This is a genomic window from Actinacidiphila rubida, from assembly GCF_900110255.1.
Taxonomy (GTDB): domain Bacteria; phylum Actinomycetota; class Actinomycetes; order Streptomycetales; family Streptomycetaceae; genus Actinacidiphila; species Actinacidiphila rubida.
Genome location: NZ_FODD01000001.1, coordinates 338,685 through 355,433 on the forward strand (window position 1 = coordinate 338,685; position 16,749 = coordinate 355,433).

Consider the following 16,749-nt stretch of genomic DNA (forward strand, 5'->3'; position numbering starts at 1 on the left):
GTCAGGCATGCCTTACCTCGCGTGGTCCTGTTGCCCTGGCAGGCGCCGCTGCAATACTTACGGAGCCGTAGGTTCCGTGGCACACGCCACCACCAGCCCCCACGACAGCCGACAAGGGACAGACATGACCACACAAACGGACGTGATCACCGAGTCCCGGGAACCCGGGCCCTCGGGGCAGGATCCGCAGGATCCCCTCGCCACACGCGGCGGCGAGAGCAAGCGGTCCATCGAGCAGCTCGCCCTGCTCCTGTTCATCTGCATCCCGTTCGTCGCCCTGGTCGCGGCGGTCCCGCTGGCCTGGGGCCACGGGATGAGCTGGCTGGACCTCGGCCTGATGGTCGGCATGTACTTCCTGGGCTGCCACGGCATCACGATCGGCTTCCACCGGCACTTCACCCACGGCTCGTTCAAGGCGAAGCGGCCGCTGAAGATCGCGCTGGCCATCGCCGGCTCGATGGCCGTCGAGGGCCCGATCGTGCGCTGGGTCGCCGACCACCGCCGGCACCACAAGTTCAGCGACGCGGAGGGCGACCCGCACAGCCCCTGGCGCTACGGCGAGACGCTGCCGGCCCTGATGAAGGGCCTGTGGTGGGCGCACATGGGCTGGCTCTTCGACGAGGAGCAGACCTCCCAGCAGAAGTACGCCCCCGACCTGATCAAGGACCCGGCCATCCGCCGCGTCTCCCGCGACTTCTGGCTGTGGACCGCGATCTCCCTGCTGATCCCGCCGCTCGTCGGCGGTCTGGCCACCATGTCGTGGTACGGCGCGTTCACCGCGTTCTTCTGGGGTTCGCTCGTCCGGGTGGCTCTTCTGCACCACGTCACGTGGTCCATCAACTCGATCTGCCACGCGGTCGGCAAGCGCCCGTTCAAGTCCCGCGACCGGTCCGGCAACGTGTGGTGGCTGGCGGTCCTTTCCTGCGGCGAGTCGTGGCACAACCTCCACCACGCCGACCCCACCGCCGCGCGCCACGGCGTGCTCCGCGGCCAGATCGACTCCAGCGCCCGCATCATCCGCTGGTTCGAGATGGCCGGCTGGGCCACCGACGTCCGCTGGCCGGACGCCGAACGTATCGCCTCCCGCCGCCAGGACGCCGTGCAGAAAGCGGCATGATGGACAGGTGAGCGACGGCAACAACGCACGGGGGACGGCCACCGGTACGGCGGGCCCGTCGGCGCGGCGCGCGCGACGGGTCCGCATGACCGGCAAGGAACGGCGCGAGCAGCTGCTCGACGTGGGCCGGGTGCTCTTCGCCGAGCGCGGCTACGAGGGCACCTCCGTCGAGGAGATCGCGCACACCGCCGGCGTGTCCAAGCCGGTCGTCTACGAGCACTTCGGCGGCAAGGAAGGCCTCTACGCCGTCGTGGTGGACCGCGAGATGCGCCGCCTGCTGGACATGGTCACCGGCGCGCTCACCGGGGGGCACCCCCGGGAGCTGCTGGAGCAGGCCGCGTTCGCGCTCCTCGACTACATCGAGCAGTACACCGACGGGTTCCGCATCCTGGTGCGGGACTCGCCCGTCGCCCAGTCCACCGGCACCTTCGCGTCGCTGATCAGCGACATCGCCACCCAGGTCGAGGACATCCTCGGGCACGAGTTCACCCAGCGCGGCTTCGACGCCAAGCTCGCGCCGCTCTACGCGCAGGCGCTCGTCGGCATGGTGGCCCTCACCGGCCAGTGGTGGCTGGACGCCCAGCGCCCCGGCAAGGCCGAGGTCGTCTCCCACCTGGTCAACCTGTCGTGGAACGGCCTGTCCGGCCTGGAGCCCCGTCCGCGGCTGATCGGCCACCGCAAGAGCTGACGGCCCCCCGCACGCACCGACGCCCGGTGGCACCGGTTCCCACCGGTGCCACCGGGCGTCGGCCGTACCGCCCGCGCCGCGCGGGCGGCGGGGTCAGCCGGTGTTGCGCAGGCCGGCCGCGACCCCGTTGACGGTCAGCAGCAGCGCCCGCGACAGCAGCGGGTCGGGCGTCTCACCCGCCGCGGCCGCCGCCCGCTGCCGGGCCAGCAGCGTCACCTGCAGATACGAGATCGGGTCCAGGTACTGGTCCCGGATCCGGAACGTCTGCGACAGCACCGGGCTCGCGGCGAGCAGCTCGCTCTCCCCGGTGATCCGCAGCACCTCCTGCACGGTCAGGTCGTGCTCCGCCTCGATCGTCGCGAAGACGTGCTTCAGCTCGTCGGGCACCAGGGTGTCCACGTAGTGGCGGGCGATCCGCAGGTCCGTCTTGGCCAGCGTCATCTCGACGTTGGACAGGAAGTTGCGGAAGAAGTGCCACTGCTCGAACGCCTCGGCGATCACGCCGTCCAGGCCCGCCTCGCGTGCCGCCTTCAGGCCGGAGCCGACACCGAACCAGCCCGGCACGATCTGCCGGGACTGCGTCCAGCCGAACACCCACGGGATGGCCCGCAGCCCGTCCAGGCCCGCGCCCGAGTCGGGGCGGCGCGACGGCCGCGACCCCAGGTGCAGCTCGCCGAGCTGGTCGACGGGCGTCGACGCGAAGAAGTACGGCGGCAGGTCGGGGTCCTCCACCAGCGTCCGGTAGGCGGCGTGCGCCGCCTCGGACACGATGTCCATCGCCCCGTCCCAGCGCGTCAGCGCCTCGTCGGACTGCCGCGGCGCGGTGTGCAGCGCCGAGGCCTGGAGCGTCGCCGCGACCGTCAGCTCCAGGTTCTCCCGGGCCAGCGACGGGATCAGGTACTTGTCGGAGATGACCTCGCCCTGCTCGGTCACCTTGATCTCGCCCTCCAGCGTGCCCCACGGCTGCGCCAGGACCGCGGTGTGCGACGGGCCGCCGCCGCGGCCGACGGTGCCGCCGCGGCCGTGGAACAGCCGCAGCCGCACCCCGTGCCGGTGCGCCACGTCGCGCAGCCGCCGCTGCGCCCGGTGGATCTCCCACTGCGAGGTGGTGATGCCGCCGAACTTCGAGGAGTCGGAGTAGCCGAGCATGACCTCCTGCACGTCCCCGCGCAGCGACACCAGCCGCCGGTACGAGGGGTCGGAGAGCATCTCGTCGAGCAGCTTGTCCGCGATCCGCAGCTCGTCGGTGGTCTCCAGCAGCGGCACGATGCCGATCTTCGCCAGGCCCGCGTGGAGATCGATCAGCCCCGCCTCGCGGGCCAGCACCGCCGCCGCGAACACGTCGTCGGAGCCCAGGCACATGGAGATGATGTACGACTCCACCACCTCGGGTCCGAAGCGCTCGAAGGCCTCGCCGATGGTGTGGAAGACGCCGAGGGTCTTGGCGCCCGCCGCGTCCAGCGGGGCCGGCGTCGGCGCGAGCGGCCGCCGCGACCGCAGCTCCTTGGCCAGCAGCTTCCTGCGGTAGTCGCGCGGCATGTCGGAGTACCGCCAGGACTCCTCGCCGAGCCGGTCGAAGAGCTGCCCGAGCGCGTGGTGGTGCGCCTCGGCGTGCTCGCGCACGTCCATCGTGGCGAGCTGCAGGCCGAACGCCGACAGGGTGCGGATCGTCTGGTCCAGCCGGCCGTCCGCGATCAGGCCGCCGCGGTGCGCCCGCAGGCTGTCCTGGATCAGCTGCAGGTCCTTGATCAGCCCCGAGGTGCCCAGGTAGTCGCGGCCGGGGACGTGCGGAGTGCCGCCGGCCAGGCGGTCCCGGGTGTTCACCAGCTTCTGGCGCACGCAGGTCGCCTTCAGCCGGTACGGCTCCTCGGCGTTCAGCCGCTTGTAGCGCGGGCTGATCTCCGGGAGCGCCACCAGGTCGTCCGACAGCGAGTCCAGCAGCTCCTGGCCGGCACCGGAGTTGCGGATGGAGTTCGACAGCGCCCCGCGCAGGACGTCGACCAGCTCCAGGGCGTCGGTGATGCCGTGCTCGTGCTGGAGGATCAGCACGTCCCAGGTGACCTGCGGGGTCACGTTCGGGTTGCCGTCGCGGTCGCCGCCGATCCAGGTGCCGAAGGTCAGCGGGCGGGTCTCCGCCGGCAGCGGGAAGCCGACCCGCTCCAGCTCCGCCGCCAGGTCCTCCAGCACGTCGCCGACCGCACCGGCGTGCAGTTCGTCCAGGTAGTAGATCGCGTTGCGGGCCTCGTCGGCGGGCTCGGGCCGCACCACCCGGAGCTCGTCGGTCTGCCACAGCAGGTCGATGTTCTCGGCCAGCCGCAGGTCGGTGCGCCGCCGGTCGCCGCCGGGCTCCACGCCACCCTCGTTCAGCTCCAGCAGCTCGGCGATCCGCCGCAGCTTGTTCAGCACCGAGCGGCGGGCCGCCTCGGTCGGGTGGGCGGTGAAGACCGGACGGACGTTGAGGTTCTTCACCGTCTCCCGCACGTGTGCGGGGTCGCCGTCCTTGAGCAGGTCGGCGGTCTGCGCGAGCAGGCCGCCCTCCTGGGCGCGGCGGGCCCGCAGGTCGCGCCCGCGGTGCACCTGCTCGGTGACGTTCGCCAGATGGAAGTAGGTGGAGAAGGCCCGGACCAGCTTGGCGGCGGTCTCCAGGTCCGTGTCGCCCAGCAGGGCGGCCGCGGCCTCACCGTCGCTGCGGGTCAGCGCCCGCACCTTCTCCACGAGGTCGAGGAGTTCCTGGCCCTCCTGCCGGACCAGCGTCCCGCCCAGCAGATCCCCGAGGCGGCGGATGTCGGCTCGCAGGGCGGTACTGCTGTCCGGAGGGGTGTCGGCACTGCTCACAGGTGCGGCTCCTTGTGCAGATGGTGGACGGGATGTTTCGGAGCACGAGGCCGTGCTCGCGGACCGCGCTGTCCGACCCCACCAGGATAGGTGGCCGTCCTCGAGCCGAGACGGCGCGCCCACCAGCCGGACACCGGACGGGGCCGGTACACCGGCCGGGCCACCGCCTACGCTGGACGCCATGAGTACGACGGGGGCGCACGTACCGGACGACGGGGCAGGAGGACGGACCGGGTCCGGCTGGTGGTGGTGGCCGAGGCGGCGCAGCCTCGCCTTCGACGCGACGCTCGCCGCGGTCTCCGCGCTGGAGTGCGCGTTCGAGGGCGCCACGTTCGCGCAGAAGACCGGCATCGCGACGACGCTGGGCGCGTTCGTCGGCCTGATGGTCGGCACGGTCCTGCTGCTGCGCCGGCGCTGGCCGGTGGCGGTCGTGCTGGTCGGCATCGCGGTCAGCCCGGCCCAGATGGGGTTCCTGCTCTCGCTGGTCGGCCTCTACACCCTGGCCGCCTCCGAGGTGCCGCGGCGGATCACCGTCGCGCTCGCCTCGATGAACGGCTTCGGCACCATGCTCGTCGCGTTCCTCACCTTCGAGGACGGCATGCGCGACTCGGGCGGCACGTCGATGGCGCTGCCGCTGACGCTGATCGTCTCCGCGCTGATGGCCTTCGGCCTGACCGCGCCGCCGGTGCTGCTCGGGCTCTACGCCCGGGCCAGGCGCCGGCTCGTGGAGAGCCTGCGGGAACGCGCGGACGGCCTGGAGCGCGAGCTGGAACTCCTCGCGGAGAAGGCGCAGGAGCGGGCCGAACGGGCACGCGCGGACGAGCGCACCCGGATCGCCCGCGAGATGCACGACGTGGTCGCACACCGGGTGAGCCTCATGGTGGTGCACGCCGCCGCGCTCAAGGCGGTCGCCCTGAAGGACCCGCAGAAGGCGTCCGCGAGCGCGGAACTGCTGGGCGACATGGGACGGCAGGCGCTCACCGAACTCCGGCAGATGCTGGGGGTGCTGCGCACGGCTTCGGAGACGGGGGCGGCGGGTGCGCCGCTCCCGGCGGCGGCCGCCGCCGCGGTGGTGACGTCGGTGGTCGCGGCGGTCGGGGCCGAGGAGGACGACGGGCCCTGCCTGGCCCAGCTGGCCGAGCTGGTGGAGGAGTCGGTGGCCGCCGGCATGGGCGTGGTGCTCGCCGTCGAGGGCGAGTCGCGGCCCTGCGGGCCGCGGATCGAGGCGACGGTGTACCGGGTGGTGCAGGAGGCGCTCACCAACGTGCACAAGCATGCGGCCGGGGCGAAGGCGCGGGTTCTTCTCGCGTACCGCGAGGCCGAGGTGGCGGTGCTCATCACCAACGGCCCCTCGGACGGGTCCGCCCCCACCCGCCTCCCCAGTGGCGGCCACGGCCTCCTCGGCATGCGGGAACGTGTCTCCTCCCACGGCGGCGGCTTCGCCGCGGGCCCCACCCCCGAGGGCGGCTTCCGCGTCTCCGCGATGATCCCCTTGCAGGCCGCCATCACTTGACGCGCTCCCGTCGCGCGCGGGGTTGCGCCCCCGCAGGGGCGCGGGGAACGGCGCGATCACCCCGCGCGGCGCCGCGGTCCGTCACCGTCCCGTGGGGGCTGTTCGATCGCCCCGGCCCACCGGCGGGTGGCGGCGCGCCCGCGCGGGCCGGCCTTCGCGCGCGCAGGGCGAACCGTGGCCCGCGGGGAGGGAACCCCAGGCCGCGAGGTCTAGGATTCGCGGCCGGTGAGGGCGGCGAGCGTCGCGCGGATGTGGGCCAGATGGGCCCGGATCTCGTCGCGGTGCTCCTCGTGCTCGCGCAGGGTGCGCTCCGCGTCGAGCCGCACGCGCTCCTCGTGCGACCGCGCCTGCGAGAGCAGCGCCGTGGCGCGGGCCCCCGCGTCGGCCTCCTGCGCGCGCAGCGCCTCCTCCGCCTCGGCGCGCTCGCGCTGCGCCTCCTGGAGGCGCCGTTCCGCGTCGGCGAGCAGGTCGGAGAGCTTGCTGTCGACGCCGGCCTCGCGCTCGGCCAGCTCGTGCTCCAGCTCCTCCCGCCGCGCCCGCCGCACCGCGTCCGCCTGGGCGGTCTCCTCACGGAAGCGGCTGTGCACGCCCTCGACCACCGCCGCGGCCTCGCCGCGCACCGCGTCGGCCTCGCCGCGGGCCTCGCCCAGGATCTCCGCGGCCTCGCCGCACGCCTCGTCCAGGACGGCCTGCGCCGCGTCCTCGGCCGCGGCCAGCCGCGCCGACGCGGCCGCGCGGGCCTCGTCCTGGAGGGTGCGGCGCGCGGTGTCCGCCGCGTCCCTGGCGTACTGCGCCTCCACGTCCGCCCGGTCGCGTACGGCCTGCGCCTCCTCCTCCACCATCCGCAGGAGGTCCACCGCGCCCGGGCCCAGCGACTCGTACGAGGACGCGGCCAGCGCGTCCACCTGCCGGCGGAGCGCCGTGCACTCCGCGTCCATCTCGTTGGCGAGGACGGTCAGCCGGGCCGCGCGCTCCCACGCGGCGTCCCGATCCTCGGAGAGTTCGTCCAGGAAGCGGTCCACCTGGTCCGGCCGGTACCCGCGGCTGCGGACCGTGTCGAACCGCCCCTGCGCTTCATCCGGTGTGGTCGTCGTGTCACTGCTCATGGCGTGTGCCCCTCGCCGTCGGGCCGGTCCGAGTCATGGCCGTGCGGCCGCGCGCTCTGCCCCATTTTTCGCTTATGCCCGAATTGTACGGGCTACGACACTCCGGCCTTTCTCCTACCCGGGCGACGCGAGGCAGCCACCTGCCGGAACGCGCGGGGGCCGGGTGGAGGACATGTCCTCCACCCGGCCCCTCGACCGGCTCCTGGTGCGCGGCAGTTGCGCGCGGCGGTTACAGCAGCCCGTCCCACATCTGCTCGATGAGCACCGACCACCAGTTGTCCGGCGACGCGATGGCCGCCGGGTCCTGCGCGGCCAGCTGCGCCTGGAAGTCGACCGTCCAGCGGCCGGCCTGCTCCGGCGTCAGCCCCAGCCGCAGCCGCCACATCCGGCCCAGCAGCGCGAGGCAGCGGGTGAACTCCGGCAGGCTGGAGTTGACGAACTGCGGCGCCAGCGCGGGCGTTCCGCCGGGCCCGGCCTCCAGCGGCAGCGCCACGATGTGCGCGGTGCCGTACTGCACGCACAGCTGGCGCCCGAAGTCGTTGCCCATCACGAGGTACGAGCCGGCGTCGGCCGCCGCCTGCACCCCGCGCTGCGCGGCCAGTTCGGCCAGCGTCGGCACGGGCTGGCCCGGCTGGGCCTGCGCCCAGAAGAACGGCCCGAAGTCGACCGGCAGCCCGGCCCACATCAGCGTCTGCGCGACGATGTCCGGCACGCCGGCCCGCGAGACCGCGCGCTGGTCGAAGCGGAACACGGCCTGCGGGCCGAACGCCCCGGCCAGCTCCTGGCCGATCACGTCCAGACCGACCGGCGGCACCCGCACCACGGTGTGCGCGTCCGGCATCGGGACGCGCAGCGGCTGGGGGCGGGCGGGCGCGCCCGCCACCTGGTGCAGCTCGCCCTGGTGCGTCAGCAGATGCTGCACGCCCTGCCGGCGGCCCGCGTGGTCCCGGCCGTACGGCGCGGTGTGGCTGATCCGCACCTGCGGCCACGTCTCGCGGACCATCCGCGCGCAGTAGCCGCCCGGCAGGTCGCAGGACTCCAGCTCGGTGTGCAGTTCGAGCACCTGCTCGGGCCGGATGTTCATCGACCGCAGCTCGTGCAGGATCTGCCACTCCGGATGCGGGGTGCCCGGCGCCGAACGCCGGATCAGCTGCTGCTCGCTGCCGTCCTGCCCGCGGTAGCGGAGCACGGCCATGTAGCCGGGGCCGACGGTCGGCACGGCGGCGCTCTGCGGGTAGCCGTACGCCGGGGCGGGCGGCGGGGGCGGCGCGCCCGCACCGGGCCCGGGCGGCGGCCCGCCGGGGGACGCGAGCATGGTGGCGGCGTAGTGCGGGTCACCTGAACCCGGAGGCGGCGGGGGCGTCCCCGCGCCGGGGACCGGCGGCGGAGGCGGGGGAGTGCCCGCGCCCGGTGCCGGGGGAGGCGGCGGCGGACCACCCGCGCCGGGTCCGGGCGGAGGCGTGCCAGGCGTGGCCAGCATGGTCGCGGCGTAGTGCGGGTCGGCCGGTCCGGGCGGCGGCGTGCCGACGCCGGGAGGCGGCGGGGGCGTGCCGACGCCGGGAGCCGGCGGCGGGGGAGGCGGCGGCGGACCACCCGCGCCGGGTCCGGCGAGCATGGTGGCGGCGTAGTGCGGGTCGCCTCCGGGCGGCGGAGTGCCGCCCTGACCGGGGGCGGCCAGCATGGTCGCGGCGTACGCCGGGTTGTCCTGGCCGGGAGCCGGCGGCGGAGGCGGCGGAGTGCCCGCGCCCCGGCCCCACTGCGCTTCCCCGCCGGGCGGCGGAGGCGGCGGAGTGCCCGCGCCCCGGCCCCACTGCGCTTCCCCGCCGGGCGGCGGAGGCGGCGGAGTGCCCGCGCCCCGGCCCCACTGAGGAACCCCGGGAGGCGGCGGCACCATGCCGCCGGCCTTCGCGGTCTCCAGGTCGGCGATGTCCGCGGCACCGGCCGGCGGCGGAGGCGGGACGGGTCCGGCGCCCGGCGGCGGCAGCGGCACGGAGCCGCCGGCCGGCGGCGGGTACGGAGAGCCGCCCATGGTGTGCGGGACGCCGGGCCGCGGCGCGGCGGGGGGCTGGTCGGCCGCCGGGGCGATCCTCGTCCTCGGCAGCGAACTGCCGCCGGGCATCAATTCGGTGCGGGCCTCGGACGCGCCCTGCGGCACGTCGGGCCGCTGGTCCGGCTCCCTGACCGGCGGCGCGAACACGGTCGCCGGCACCGCGACGGACTGGCCCTCACCGGAGTCGCTGACCGTCTTCCCGGCCCATCCGCCGCCGTCGCCCGGGGAAGCGGCGGCCGCCCCCGAACGGTCGGTCCGCCTGCGGTAGTCGACGCCACCGGACGGCGGACCGGCCGGCGCGGGCGCCGGGTCGGGCGCCTCGGAGGCCGCGGGCGCCGCCGGCGCGGGAGTCTCCGTGCGGCGGCGGTAGTCGATGCCGCCCGACGACGCACCGGCAGGTGCGGCAGCCGGGTCGGGGGACTCGGCGGCGGCCGGGGCCGCGGGTGCCGAAGTCCCGCTGTGGCGGCGGTAGTCGACGCCACCGGACGGCGTGTCGACCGCCACGGGGGCGTCCGGGCCCGGAGAGGGAGCAGCGCCCGGGGCGTCCTTGCGCCGGTCGGGGATCCCCATCCGGTCCGCCGCGTCCTGCAGCCACTGCGGCGGGCTCAGCAGGAAGGACGTGGCCTCCAGGTCGATACGCTGCGGCGGTTCCGGCGCGCTGTCCTCCGGCACGGCGCCGTACTCCTCCTCGTAGCGGCGGATCAGCTCGCCGATCGGCAGCGCGGGCCACAGCGTGGCCTCCCCGCTGTCGCGGGCGATGACGACGCGGACCAGGCCGTCGTCGGTGATCGGCCCGCCCTCCCGCGTCTCGGACCACACCACGAAGCCCAGGTCGAACTCGCGCACCCGGATCTCGCGGCCCTGGTACGACGCGACGTCGCCGTTGATCCAGCGCTCCGCGCGCTCCTGCGCCTCCGCGAAGGTCACCATCGCGCCCTCACCCCTCCACCGGGACGGCGACGGCGAAGCCGCCGTCCACCATCAGGTTCGCCACCGTCTCCAGCTCCGGCGGGTTGCCCGCGAGCCGCAGCAGGAACTCGTCGAACGAGTCGCCGCAGGGCAGCAGCAGTGCGGCGACGCGCTCGGCCGGACCGGGCCAGCGGTCGTCGTCGCGGACGTCGTCGTAGGCGCAGAACCAGACCGAGCCGTTCCGCTCGCCCTTGACCTTCACGGCGAGCACGCCGCCCTGCACGTACCCGACCGCCAGGTAGTCCTTCGTCAGATGGTCGCGCAGGCACTTGTTGACGTAGACGAGGTCGTTGACCGCCGCCTCCTCGCGCACCGTGAAGAACGGCTGGTCGAGCAGCAGCCCCAACTCGGCGTCCAGCGCGACGCCCTTGGGCGCGCAGCCGCCGGCCGCCTTGAGGAACGTGCGGTAGCCGCCGGGGAGCCGGTAGCCCAGCTCCTCCTCGACGTCGCGTATCCGCTGTTCGCTCACCGCCACCGCGGCCTTCGGCAGCCCGAAGTGCACGGGACGGGTCTCCTGCAGCGGGCGGGTGCCGCGCTTGCCGTGGTCGGCGGTCGACGCGGCCAGGCCGCCGTGGTGCCGCAGCAGCGCCTTGATCTCGACCGGGACCAGCTCCAGGCGGCGGCTGCCGTACACGTGGTGCCAGGTCCAGCCGTGCGGGGTGGCCACGCTCGGCAGGTTCCCCCACAGTTCGTGACCGGCCGCCTGCAGGGCGGCGTTCGCCGACACGTAGTCCGTCAGGCGCAGTTCGTCGACGCCGAAGCCCTCGGGGGGCTCGGCGATCTCCGCGGCGGCGCGCGCGTACGGCGCGAAGTCGGGGAAGCCGTTGGCGTCGATCCACACGCCCTGCGGGTACTTGGCCGCGCGGACGGGGTCGGGGAAGTGCACGACCTGTGCGGAGTAGGCCGCGTTGGGTGGCGCGGAGTGGTCCGCCGCTCCGGGCCCGGGAGGTGCTCCCAGCCCTTGCCGGCCTGTCGTCATGGCGGTTGCCCCCTGCTGCGTCTGGCTGTTGACGACAGCCTAGGGGGTGGGGCAAGGTTCCTGACCTCCCCGGTCCCGGCCCCGGGAGCGAGCGCGCGGTCAGTTCGGTTTGGCGGCTTCCCGGAGCTTGGCGACCTGCTTCTGCGGGATCGCGGCGCGCAGCGTGGCGGGCGTGTGGTCGGTGCGCAGCGTCTCGTACGCGGCGGTGGTGTCGCCGACCCGGATGACGGTGACCAGCACCTGGCCCGCGGTGCCCTTCGCCTTGTCGCCGATGGTGTAGGCGACCTGCTGGTCGCCGTAGCCGCCGCCGGGCGCCACGGCGTGCACGGTGAACGTCGTCGCGGTGCCGTTGCGGGTGGTGTTGTAGCTGGTGCAGGTCTTCAGCGCGGCGGTCAGGTCGTCGAGCACGGCCTTCGCCTCGCCGGCCTTGTACGACGCGACGACGCTCAGGCTGATGGTCTTGGCCTTCTTGTCCTGGGCGGCGGTGTCGGTGACCATCGCGCCCGCGTAGACCTGCCGGGGGTGGGCGGGCTGGCTGCTCCACTGGTCGGCGACCGGCTGGCACGCGGGCGCGTCGGTCAGCTGCCGGGGGCCGAGCAGTTGCTCCTTGCTGCCGGCCGGCAGCACCTGGACGTCGGAGACGTCCTTGGACGTGAGCAGCGCCTGGGTCAGGTTGACCGTGGAGACCGCGCCGGACGCCCTGACGTTCTGCGGGGTGCCCGTGTCGCTCGCGCCGCTCTTCCCGCCCCCGCCGCCGCAGGCCGCGGTCAGGGCGAGTGCCGGCAGCAGGGCGGCGGCCACGGCGGCCGTGCGGCCACTACCGGCGAGTAGGCGACTGCGTGCACGTATCCGCATCGATTCGTTCCCCAAGTGTCGACTCGGCCCCGGCGGCCGGGGGGCCTCGCGCGTCCGGGCACGGGCCTGGCGGGCGGACGGCCCGCTGCCGCGCGACTCTACGGCACCGGGCGCGCCCCGCCTCGTGTGGCCCTGCTCACAGAACGGGTACGGCTTCGGGTCCGCGGTCAGCGGCCCGTGGCCAGGGCCGCCCGCAGCTTCCGGTCCTGGGCGCGGACCACCGCCAGCGGCACGGCGCCCGCCCCGCCCGCCGACCGCGTCGACAGATAGGAGGTGACGGTGTCCCCGGTGCGGACGACCGTCACCAGCGCGGCGCCCGTCTTCTTGTCGGAGGTGTCGGTCATCACGTAGGACACCGACGCGTCGCCGACCGCGACCGCCGGGCCGCGGGCGATGGAGAAGGGTGTCCGCGTCCCGTCGCCGCCGGTCGCGGTGAATCCGGTGCAGCTCGTCAGGGCCGACCGCACCGCGGCGATCACCTTCTGGGCGTCGCCCGGCGCGTGGCTGGCGACCAGCATCTGGTTGACGGTCGCCGGCACGACGGAGGCGCCCTGGCCGGAGGAACCAGGCGCCGTGGAGGAGTCCGTGGCCGGTTTCGGCGCGAACTCGGCGCCCACCGAGGCCATCCGGTGGATCGCCGGCTTGGTGCTGGCGATGTCCGCGAGCGGCTGGCAGTCCGGCCGGTCGGCGGTGAGTACCGCCTGGCCGCCGGAGTCGCCCTGCGCGGACAGGTCGTCGGGGTTGAACTCCTCGGGCGCGGTGGTCTGCACGCCGTCGGACGACGAGGACTGCTCGATCACCCAGCCGGGCAGATCGGCATCGGTCACCAGGGCCTTCGCCAACTGCTGTGCGGTGAGCGGCGCGTGGCCGGCGAGCGTGGAGAGCACCGTGGGGGAGGCGCTCGGGGTGCCGTCGGTGCGGTCGGTGCCGTCGGCGTGGGTGGAGCCGGAGGAGCAGGCGGTGAGCAGCAGCAGCGCGGGCAGCGCCGCTGCCGCGGCCGTCAGGTACTTGCGCATGGGGTCACGTTCCCTCGGGTTCGGCGGTGGGGGGATCCGCGGGTGCGGGGCCGAACTCCGATCCTCCCGTCGCCCGTTCGCGCCGTCCATGGCGTCACCGCAGCTTGTGGGTGCGCTGTGCGCGCCCTGTGGTGCCGCGACGGGCGGCCCGGCAGGGCGTGTGCGGCCGTCCGGTTCGGCGTCCGTTCCGTGCACGCGGCGTGTCCCCGCGGCCGACGGAACGTCACAGGGCGGTGACATGGACCACACAACAGGCGCGCCGCACGGCGGTTTGCTTTCCCAGAAGACGGCTGATTTGGCACTCTGATGCGCACGGGGGATTGCCCGCACTTGCGGGCGCAGGAGGGAAGAACGCACGAGATGACGACGCACCTTGCGGCGGCGGGGACCGCCGATCCGAGGCTGACCTGGAGTGCCGCGCACGATCCCGTCGGCCCGCCCGTGCTGCGCCACCGCCGGGACGGCATCCTGCCCGCGGTCGCCGCGGCGCTGTCCATCCGCGACGAAGTGCAGTCCTGCACCGGCGCGAAGGGGGAGCAGCCCCCCGTGCTGCACCCCATCGTCCGGGACTTCCTCGACGCCCTTCCGGCCGCGCAGAGGGAACGGTTCACCGGACGCTGCCCGGAGGCCGTGCTGATCTCCCGCCACCTCACCTCCGTCGAGGCGGGACGCGGCAAGCGGGCCTCGCGCAAGCCGCTCACCCCGAGCGAGGCGCGCAAGGCGCTGCGGGGCGCGAAGCTGACCGTGCGGCGGATACGCGAGGACGGCGACCCCTCACACGGCACGTACGTGCCGCCGTGCCGCTCCTGCACGCCGCTGCTCGCGCACTTCGGCGTGCGGGCGGTGGACCCGGCCGCGGAGGGCGCGTGAACCCCGGCGGCGCGGCCGGCGCCGCGACCCGCTTCCCGGCCGGCGTGGACGCGGCGCTGCGCGCCGCGGGCTGGCGGCCGGGACGCTGGGACATCATGCAGGCCGAGCGGTGGGCGGACGCGCTGCGCGCGCACGTCTCGCCCGGTGGTCACCGGCACGCCGTGTTCCCCGCGGCGGTCGAGGCCTGGGCGGAGTTCGGCGGTCTGACCGTGCCCGCCGCGGCCGGACCCGCGCGGCAGGTGGCGCCCGCGGCCGTCCTCGTCGACCCGATGCGCGGGCTGCACATGGCCCGCACGCTCGGCGACCTGGGGCGCGCCCTGGAGACGGGGATCAGCCCCCTCGGCGAGGAGCCCGCGTCCGGCGCGGTCCTCGCGGTCGACGAGGAGGGCCGCGTCTACGCCGTCGACCACACCGGCGACTGGTACGTCGGTCAGGACGTCGACCACGCCCTGACCACCCTCACCACCGGCCTCCAGCCCCCTCGCCTCACCCTCTCCTGAGGAGCGGCCCCGCGCCGCGTTCCCGGCCGCGGCCGCCTCCGCGGTCCGGCGGTGCACTCGTGCGGGTACGGCGCCGCGCGCCCGGGTTCGGCGGTGCACTCCGTGCGGGTGGGGCGTGGTGCGGCCGCGCGCCTGGGTTCGGCGCCGCACTCAGTGCGGGTTCGGCGGTGCACTCCGTGCGGGTGGGGCGTGGTGCGGCCGCTCGTCCAGGGCCGGCGGCGCACCCCGTGCGCGGCAAGCGGTCGGGTGGCCCACACCGCGGACCGGGATCGGCACTCGTCCGGGTCCTCGCGCGCCCGGGTCCCGGTGCCCGCGTCGGTGCGCGCCCGCCCGCGGTCCGCGACCCCGGCGCGGTACGGCCTTCGGCCGGCCCGATCCCCCGCGGACCGCGATCGGCACTCGGCCGGGTCCCGGCCCGCGCCCGGCGCTCCCCGCGGCCGGGCGGCCTCCGGCCCGCGTCCGGCCGCGCGCCCCGGTCCCGGCCCTCGTCCGGGCCGCGCCCCGCGGCCCGGCGCGGTCAGCCGGGGTCGGTGGTGAGGGGGAAGACGCGGGGGGCGACGAGGGCGAGGACGGCCACGGCGGCGGCCGCGGCGAGGGCGGCGCCCTCGAAGACGTGGGTGACGGCCGCGGAGACGGCGTGGCGGAGGGGTTCGGGCATGGCGGGGGCGGCGCCTGCGGCGCCGTGGAGGCCGCTGAAGGAGACGCCGTCGCCGTGGTGGGCCAGTGTCGCGTTGGCCACCGCCCCGAACAGCGCGGCGCCCACGCTCTGCCCGAACTGCCGGCAGAAGAGGATGGACGAGGTGGCGGTGCCGCGCTGGGCGTAGCCGACGGACGACTGCACGCCCACGATCAGCGGGAGCTGGAAGACGCCGAGCGCCATGCCGAGCAGCAGCATGAGCGCCGCCGGCTGCCACGCGGGCCCGGCGAACGGCAGCAGCGGGAACGCGGCCAGCACCAGCGTCGCGCAACTCATGCCGATCAGCGCGGAGTTGCGGAAGCCGACCCGCAGGTAGAGGCGCGGCGACAGCGCCGCGGACACCGGCCAGCTCAGCGTCATCGTGGACAGCACGAACCCGGCGGCGATCGGGCCGAGCCCCAGCACGGTCTGCGCGTACGTCGGCAGGAACACGGTCGGCGCGACCATCAGCACACCGAGCGCGCCCAGGGCCAGGTTGACCGCGACGATCGGGCGGCGCCGCCACACCCACCCCGGGATCACCGGCTCGGCGGCCCGCCGTTCGACCAGCGCGGTCGCGCAGCCCGCGGCCCCGCTCGCCACCAGCAGGGCCAGCGTCGGCCACGACAGCCACGGCCACGCGACCCCGCCCTGCACCAGGGCGAACAGCAGCAGCCCGCCGGACACGAACAGCCCGGCCGCGCCCGCCCAGTCGATGGTGGGCCGGACGGCCGGCCGCTCCCGTCGCTCGGCCAGGTGCCGCACGATCAGCAGCAGGGCCGCCGCCCCGATCGGCACGTTCACCAGGAAGATCCAGCGCCAGTCCGCGTACCCGGCGAGGAAGCCGCCGAGCAGCGGCCCGGTGACCGCGGCCGTCGCCCACACCGAGGACAGCGCCGCCTGGATCCGCCCGCGCTCCTTGAGCGGGTACAGGTCCGCCGCGACGGTCTGCACCGTGCCCTGGATCGCGCCGCCGCCCAGACCCTGGACCACCCGGAAGGCGATCAGGCTGGCCATGTTCCAGGCGCCCGCGCACAGCAGCGACCCGACGAGGAACGCGGCGATGCCGACCAGCAGCACCGGCTTGCGCCCGAAGGTGTCGGCGAGCTTGCCGTACACCGGCAGCGTCACCGTCACCGCGAGCAGGTAGCCGGAGAACAGCCACGAGAAGAGGGAGAAGCCGCCGAGGTCGCCGACGATCTGCGGCACCGCGGTGGAGATGATGGTGGAGTCCATCGCGGCCAGCGCCATCGCGAGCATCAGGGCCGCGACGACCGGGCCCCTGCGGGCCGGGCGGCCGTCGCCGCGCACCGCCCGCGCGTCCGACGTGCCCGTCGCGCCCTGCGTCCGACCGGTCATCACCGCTCCCCTGCCCCGCCCTGCCCGCATTCGTGTACACGACACCTTTTCACGGAGCGGTGTCCGGCGGCCCCGCCGGGTGGAGACGACCCTGAGGCCGTATGGGACCTGAGGAGCAGTCCCCCTAGGGGGAGGCACCTACTTGGGTCGGCCCACGGTTCCTGCTGCCGGATGACGATCCGGGCTTATGCGGTCCCTACTGTCAGAGAGCGGGCT

The 16,749-nt window shown here is 75.0% G+C and carries 12 protein-coding genes; 5 read left to right on the top strand and 7 right to left on the bottom strand.

Annotation, left to right across the window (positions count from 1 at the left end):
- Positions 1–124 precede the first annotated feature (124 nt).
- Positions 125–1,117 carry an acyl-CoA desaturase gene (locus tag BMW99_RS01490; RefSeq protein WP_069464965.1) on the top strand — a complete coding sequence of 331 codons (993 nt, stop codon included), beginning with the start codon at positions 125–127 and terminating at the stop codon, positions 1,115–1,117.
- 85 nt (positions 1,118–1,202) lie between these two features.
- Entirely contained in the window at positions 1,203–1,805 is a 603-nt protein-coding gene (locus BMW99_RS01495) for a TetR/AcrR family transcriptional regulator (RefSeq protein ID WP_069464969.1), read from the top strand.
- Between the two features lie 93 nt (positions 1,806–1,898).
- Here the strand turns inward: BMW99_RS01495 and ppc are convergent, their stop codons facing one another.
- The gene (ppc, locus tag BMW99_RS01500) at positions 1,899–4,640 is read right to left on the bottom strand and encodes a phosphoenolpyruvate carboxylase (RefSeq protein ID WP_069464966.1); all 2,742 of its coding nucleotides are present in this window, start codon (positions 4,638–4,640) and stop codon (positions 1,899–1,901) included.
- Between the two features lie 181 nt (positions 4,641–4,821).
- On the opposite strand from ppc, the gene BMW99_RS01505 reads away from it, so the two are divergent.
- Entirely contained in the window at positions 4,822–6,153 is a 1,332-nt protein-coding gene (locus BMW99_RS01505; protein ID WP_069464967.1) for a sensor histidine kinase, read from the top strand.
- A gap of 209 nt (positions 6,154–6,362) precedes the next feature.
- On the opposite strand, the gene BMW99_RS01510 is transcribed toward BMW99_RS01505, so the two are convergent.
- From BMW99_RS01510 to BMW99_RS01530, 5 genes are all read right to left on the bottom strand, one after another.
- A complete protein-coding gene (locus tag BMW99_RS01510) occupies positions 6,363–7,259 on the bottom strand; it encodes a DivIVA domain-containing protein (protein ID WP_075016078.1) in 897 nt (298 codons plus the stop codon).
- 229 nt (positions 7,260–7,488) lie between these two features.
- Positions 7,489–10,239 carry an SUKH-4 family immunity protein gene (locus BMW99_RS01515; RefSeq protein WP_075016079.1) on the bottom strand — a complete coding sequence of 917 codons (2,751 nt, stop codon included), beginning with the start codon at positions 10,237–10,239 and terminating at the stop codon, positions 7,489–7,491.
- A gap of 7 nt (positions 10,240–10,246) precedes the next feature.
- Entirely contained in the window at positions 10,247–11,257 is a 1,011-nt protein-coding gene (locus BMW99_RS01520; protein WP_069467270.1) for an SMI1/KNR4 family protein, read from the bottom strand.
- A gap of 99 nt (positions 11,258–11,356) precedes the next feature.
- Positions 11,357–12,112, bottom strand: a complete 756-nt coding sequence (locus BMW99_RS01525) for a sensor domain-containing protein (RefSeq protein WP_079139056.1) — start codon at positions 12,110–12,112, stop codon at positions 11,357–11,359.
- Between the two features lie 167 nt (positions 12,113–12,279).
- The gene (locus tag BMW99_RS01530) at positions 12,280–13,128 is read right to left on the bottom strand and encodes a hypothetical protein (protein ID WP_069467268.1); all 849 of its coding nucleotides are present in this window, start codon (positions 13,126–13,128) and stop codon (positions 12,280–12,282) included.
- 360 nt (positions 13,129–13,488) lie between these two features.
- Between BMW99_RS01530 and BMW99_RS01535 the strand changes: the two genes are divergently transcribed.
- Together BMW99_RS01535 and BMW99_RS01540 are read left to right on the top strand one after the other, a co-directional pair.
- Positions 13,489–13,998: a YwqJ-related putative deaminase gene (locus BMW99_RS01535; protein WP_069467267.1), complete on the top strand. Its 510-nt coding sequence runs from the start codon at positions 13,489–13,491 to the stop codon at positions 13,996–13,998.
- The gene (locus BMW99_RS01540) at positions 13,995–14,498 is read left to right on the top strand and encodes an SUKH-3 domain-containing protein (RefSeq protein WP_069467266.1); all 504 of its coding nucleotides are present in this window, start codon (positions 13,995–13,997) and stop codon (positions 14,496–14,498) included. The genes BMW99_RS01535 and BMW99_RS01540 overlap by 4 nt, the downstream gene beginning before the upstream one ends.
- Positions 14,499–15,015: 517 nt before the next feature.
- Here BMW99_RS01540 and BMW99_RS01545 read toward each other — a convergent pair.
- A complete protein-coding gene (locus tag BMW99_RS01545; RefSeq protein ID WP_075016080.1) occupies positions 15,016–16,533 on the bottom strand; it encodes an MFS transporter in 1,518 nt (505 codons plus the stop codon).
- Positions 16,534–16,749 lie beyond the last annotated feature (216 nt).

Excerpts from the sequence above, each read along its gene's own strand:
- BMW99_RS01490 (WP_069464965.1), top strand. The coding sequence starts at position 125 with ATGACCACACAAACGGACGTGATCACCGAGTCCCGGGAACCCGGGCCC.
- BMW99_RS01535 (WP_069467267.1), top strand. The coding sequence starts at position 13,489 with ATGACGACGCACCTTGCGGCGGCGGGGACCGCCGATCCGAGGCTGACC.
- BMW99_RS01510 (WP_075016078.1), bottom strand. The coding sequence starts at position 7,259 with ATGAGCAGTGACACGACGACCACACCGGATGAAGCGCAGGGGCGGTTC.
- BMW99_RS01520 (WP_069467270.1), bottom strand. The coding sequence starts at position 11,257 with ATGACGACAGGCCGGCAAGGGCTGGGAGCACCTCCCGGGCCCGGAGCG.
- BMW99_RS01515 (WP_075016079.1), bottom strand. The coding sequence starts at position 10,239 with ATGGTGACCTTCGCGGAGGCGCAGGAGCGCGCGGAGCGCTGGATCAAC.
- BMW99_RS01530 (WP_069467268.1), bottom strand. The coding sequence starts at position 13,128 with ATGCGCAAGTACCTGACGGCCGCGGCAGCGGCGCTGCCCGCGCTGCTG.
- BMW99_RS01545 (WP_075016080.1), bottom strand. The coding sequence starts at position 16,533 with ATGACCGGTCGGACGCAGGGCGCGACGGGCACGTCGGACGCGCGGGCG.
- BMW99_RS01495 (WP_069464969.1), top strand. The coding sequence starts at position 1,203 with ATGACCGGCAAGGAACGGCGCGAGCAGCTGCTCGACGTGGGCCGGGTG.
- BMW99_RS01505 (WP_069464967.1), top strand. The coding sequence starts at position 4,822 with ATGAGTACGACGGGGGCGCACGTACCGGACGACGGGGCAGGAGGACGG.
- BMW99_RS01525 (WP_079139056.1), bottom strand. The coding sequence starts at position 12,112 with ATGCGGATACGTGCACGCAGTCGCCTACTCGCCGGTAGTGGCCGCACG.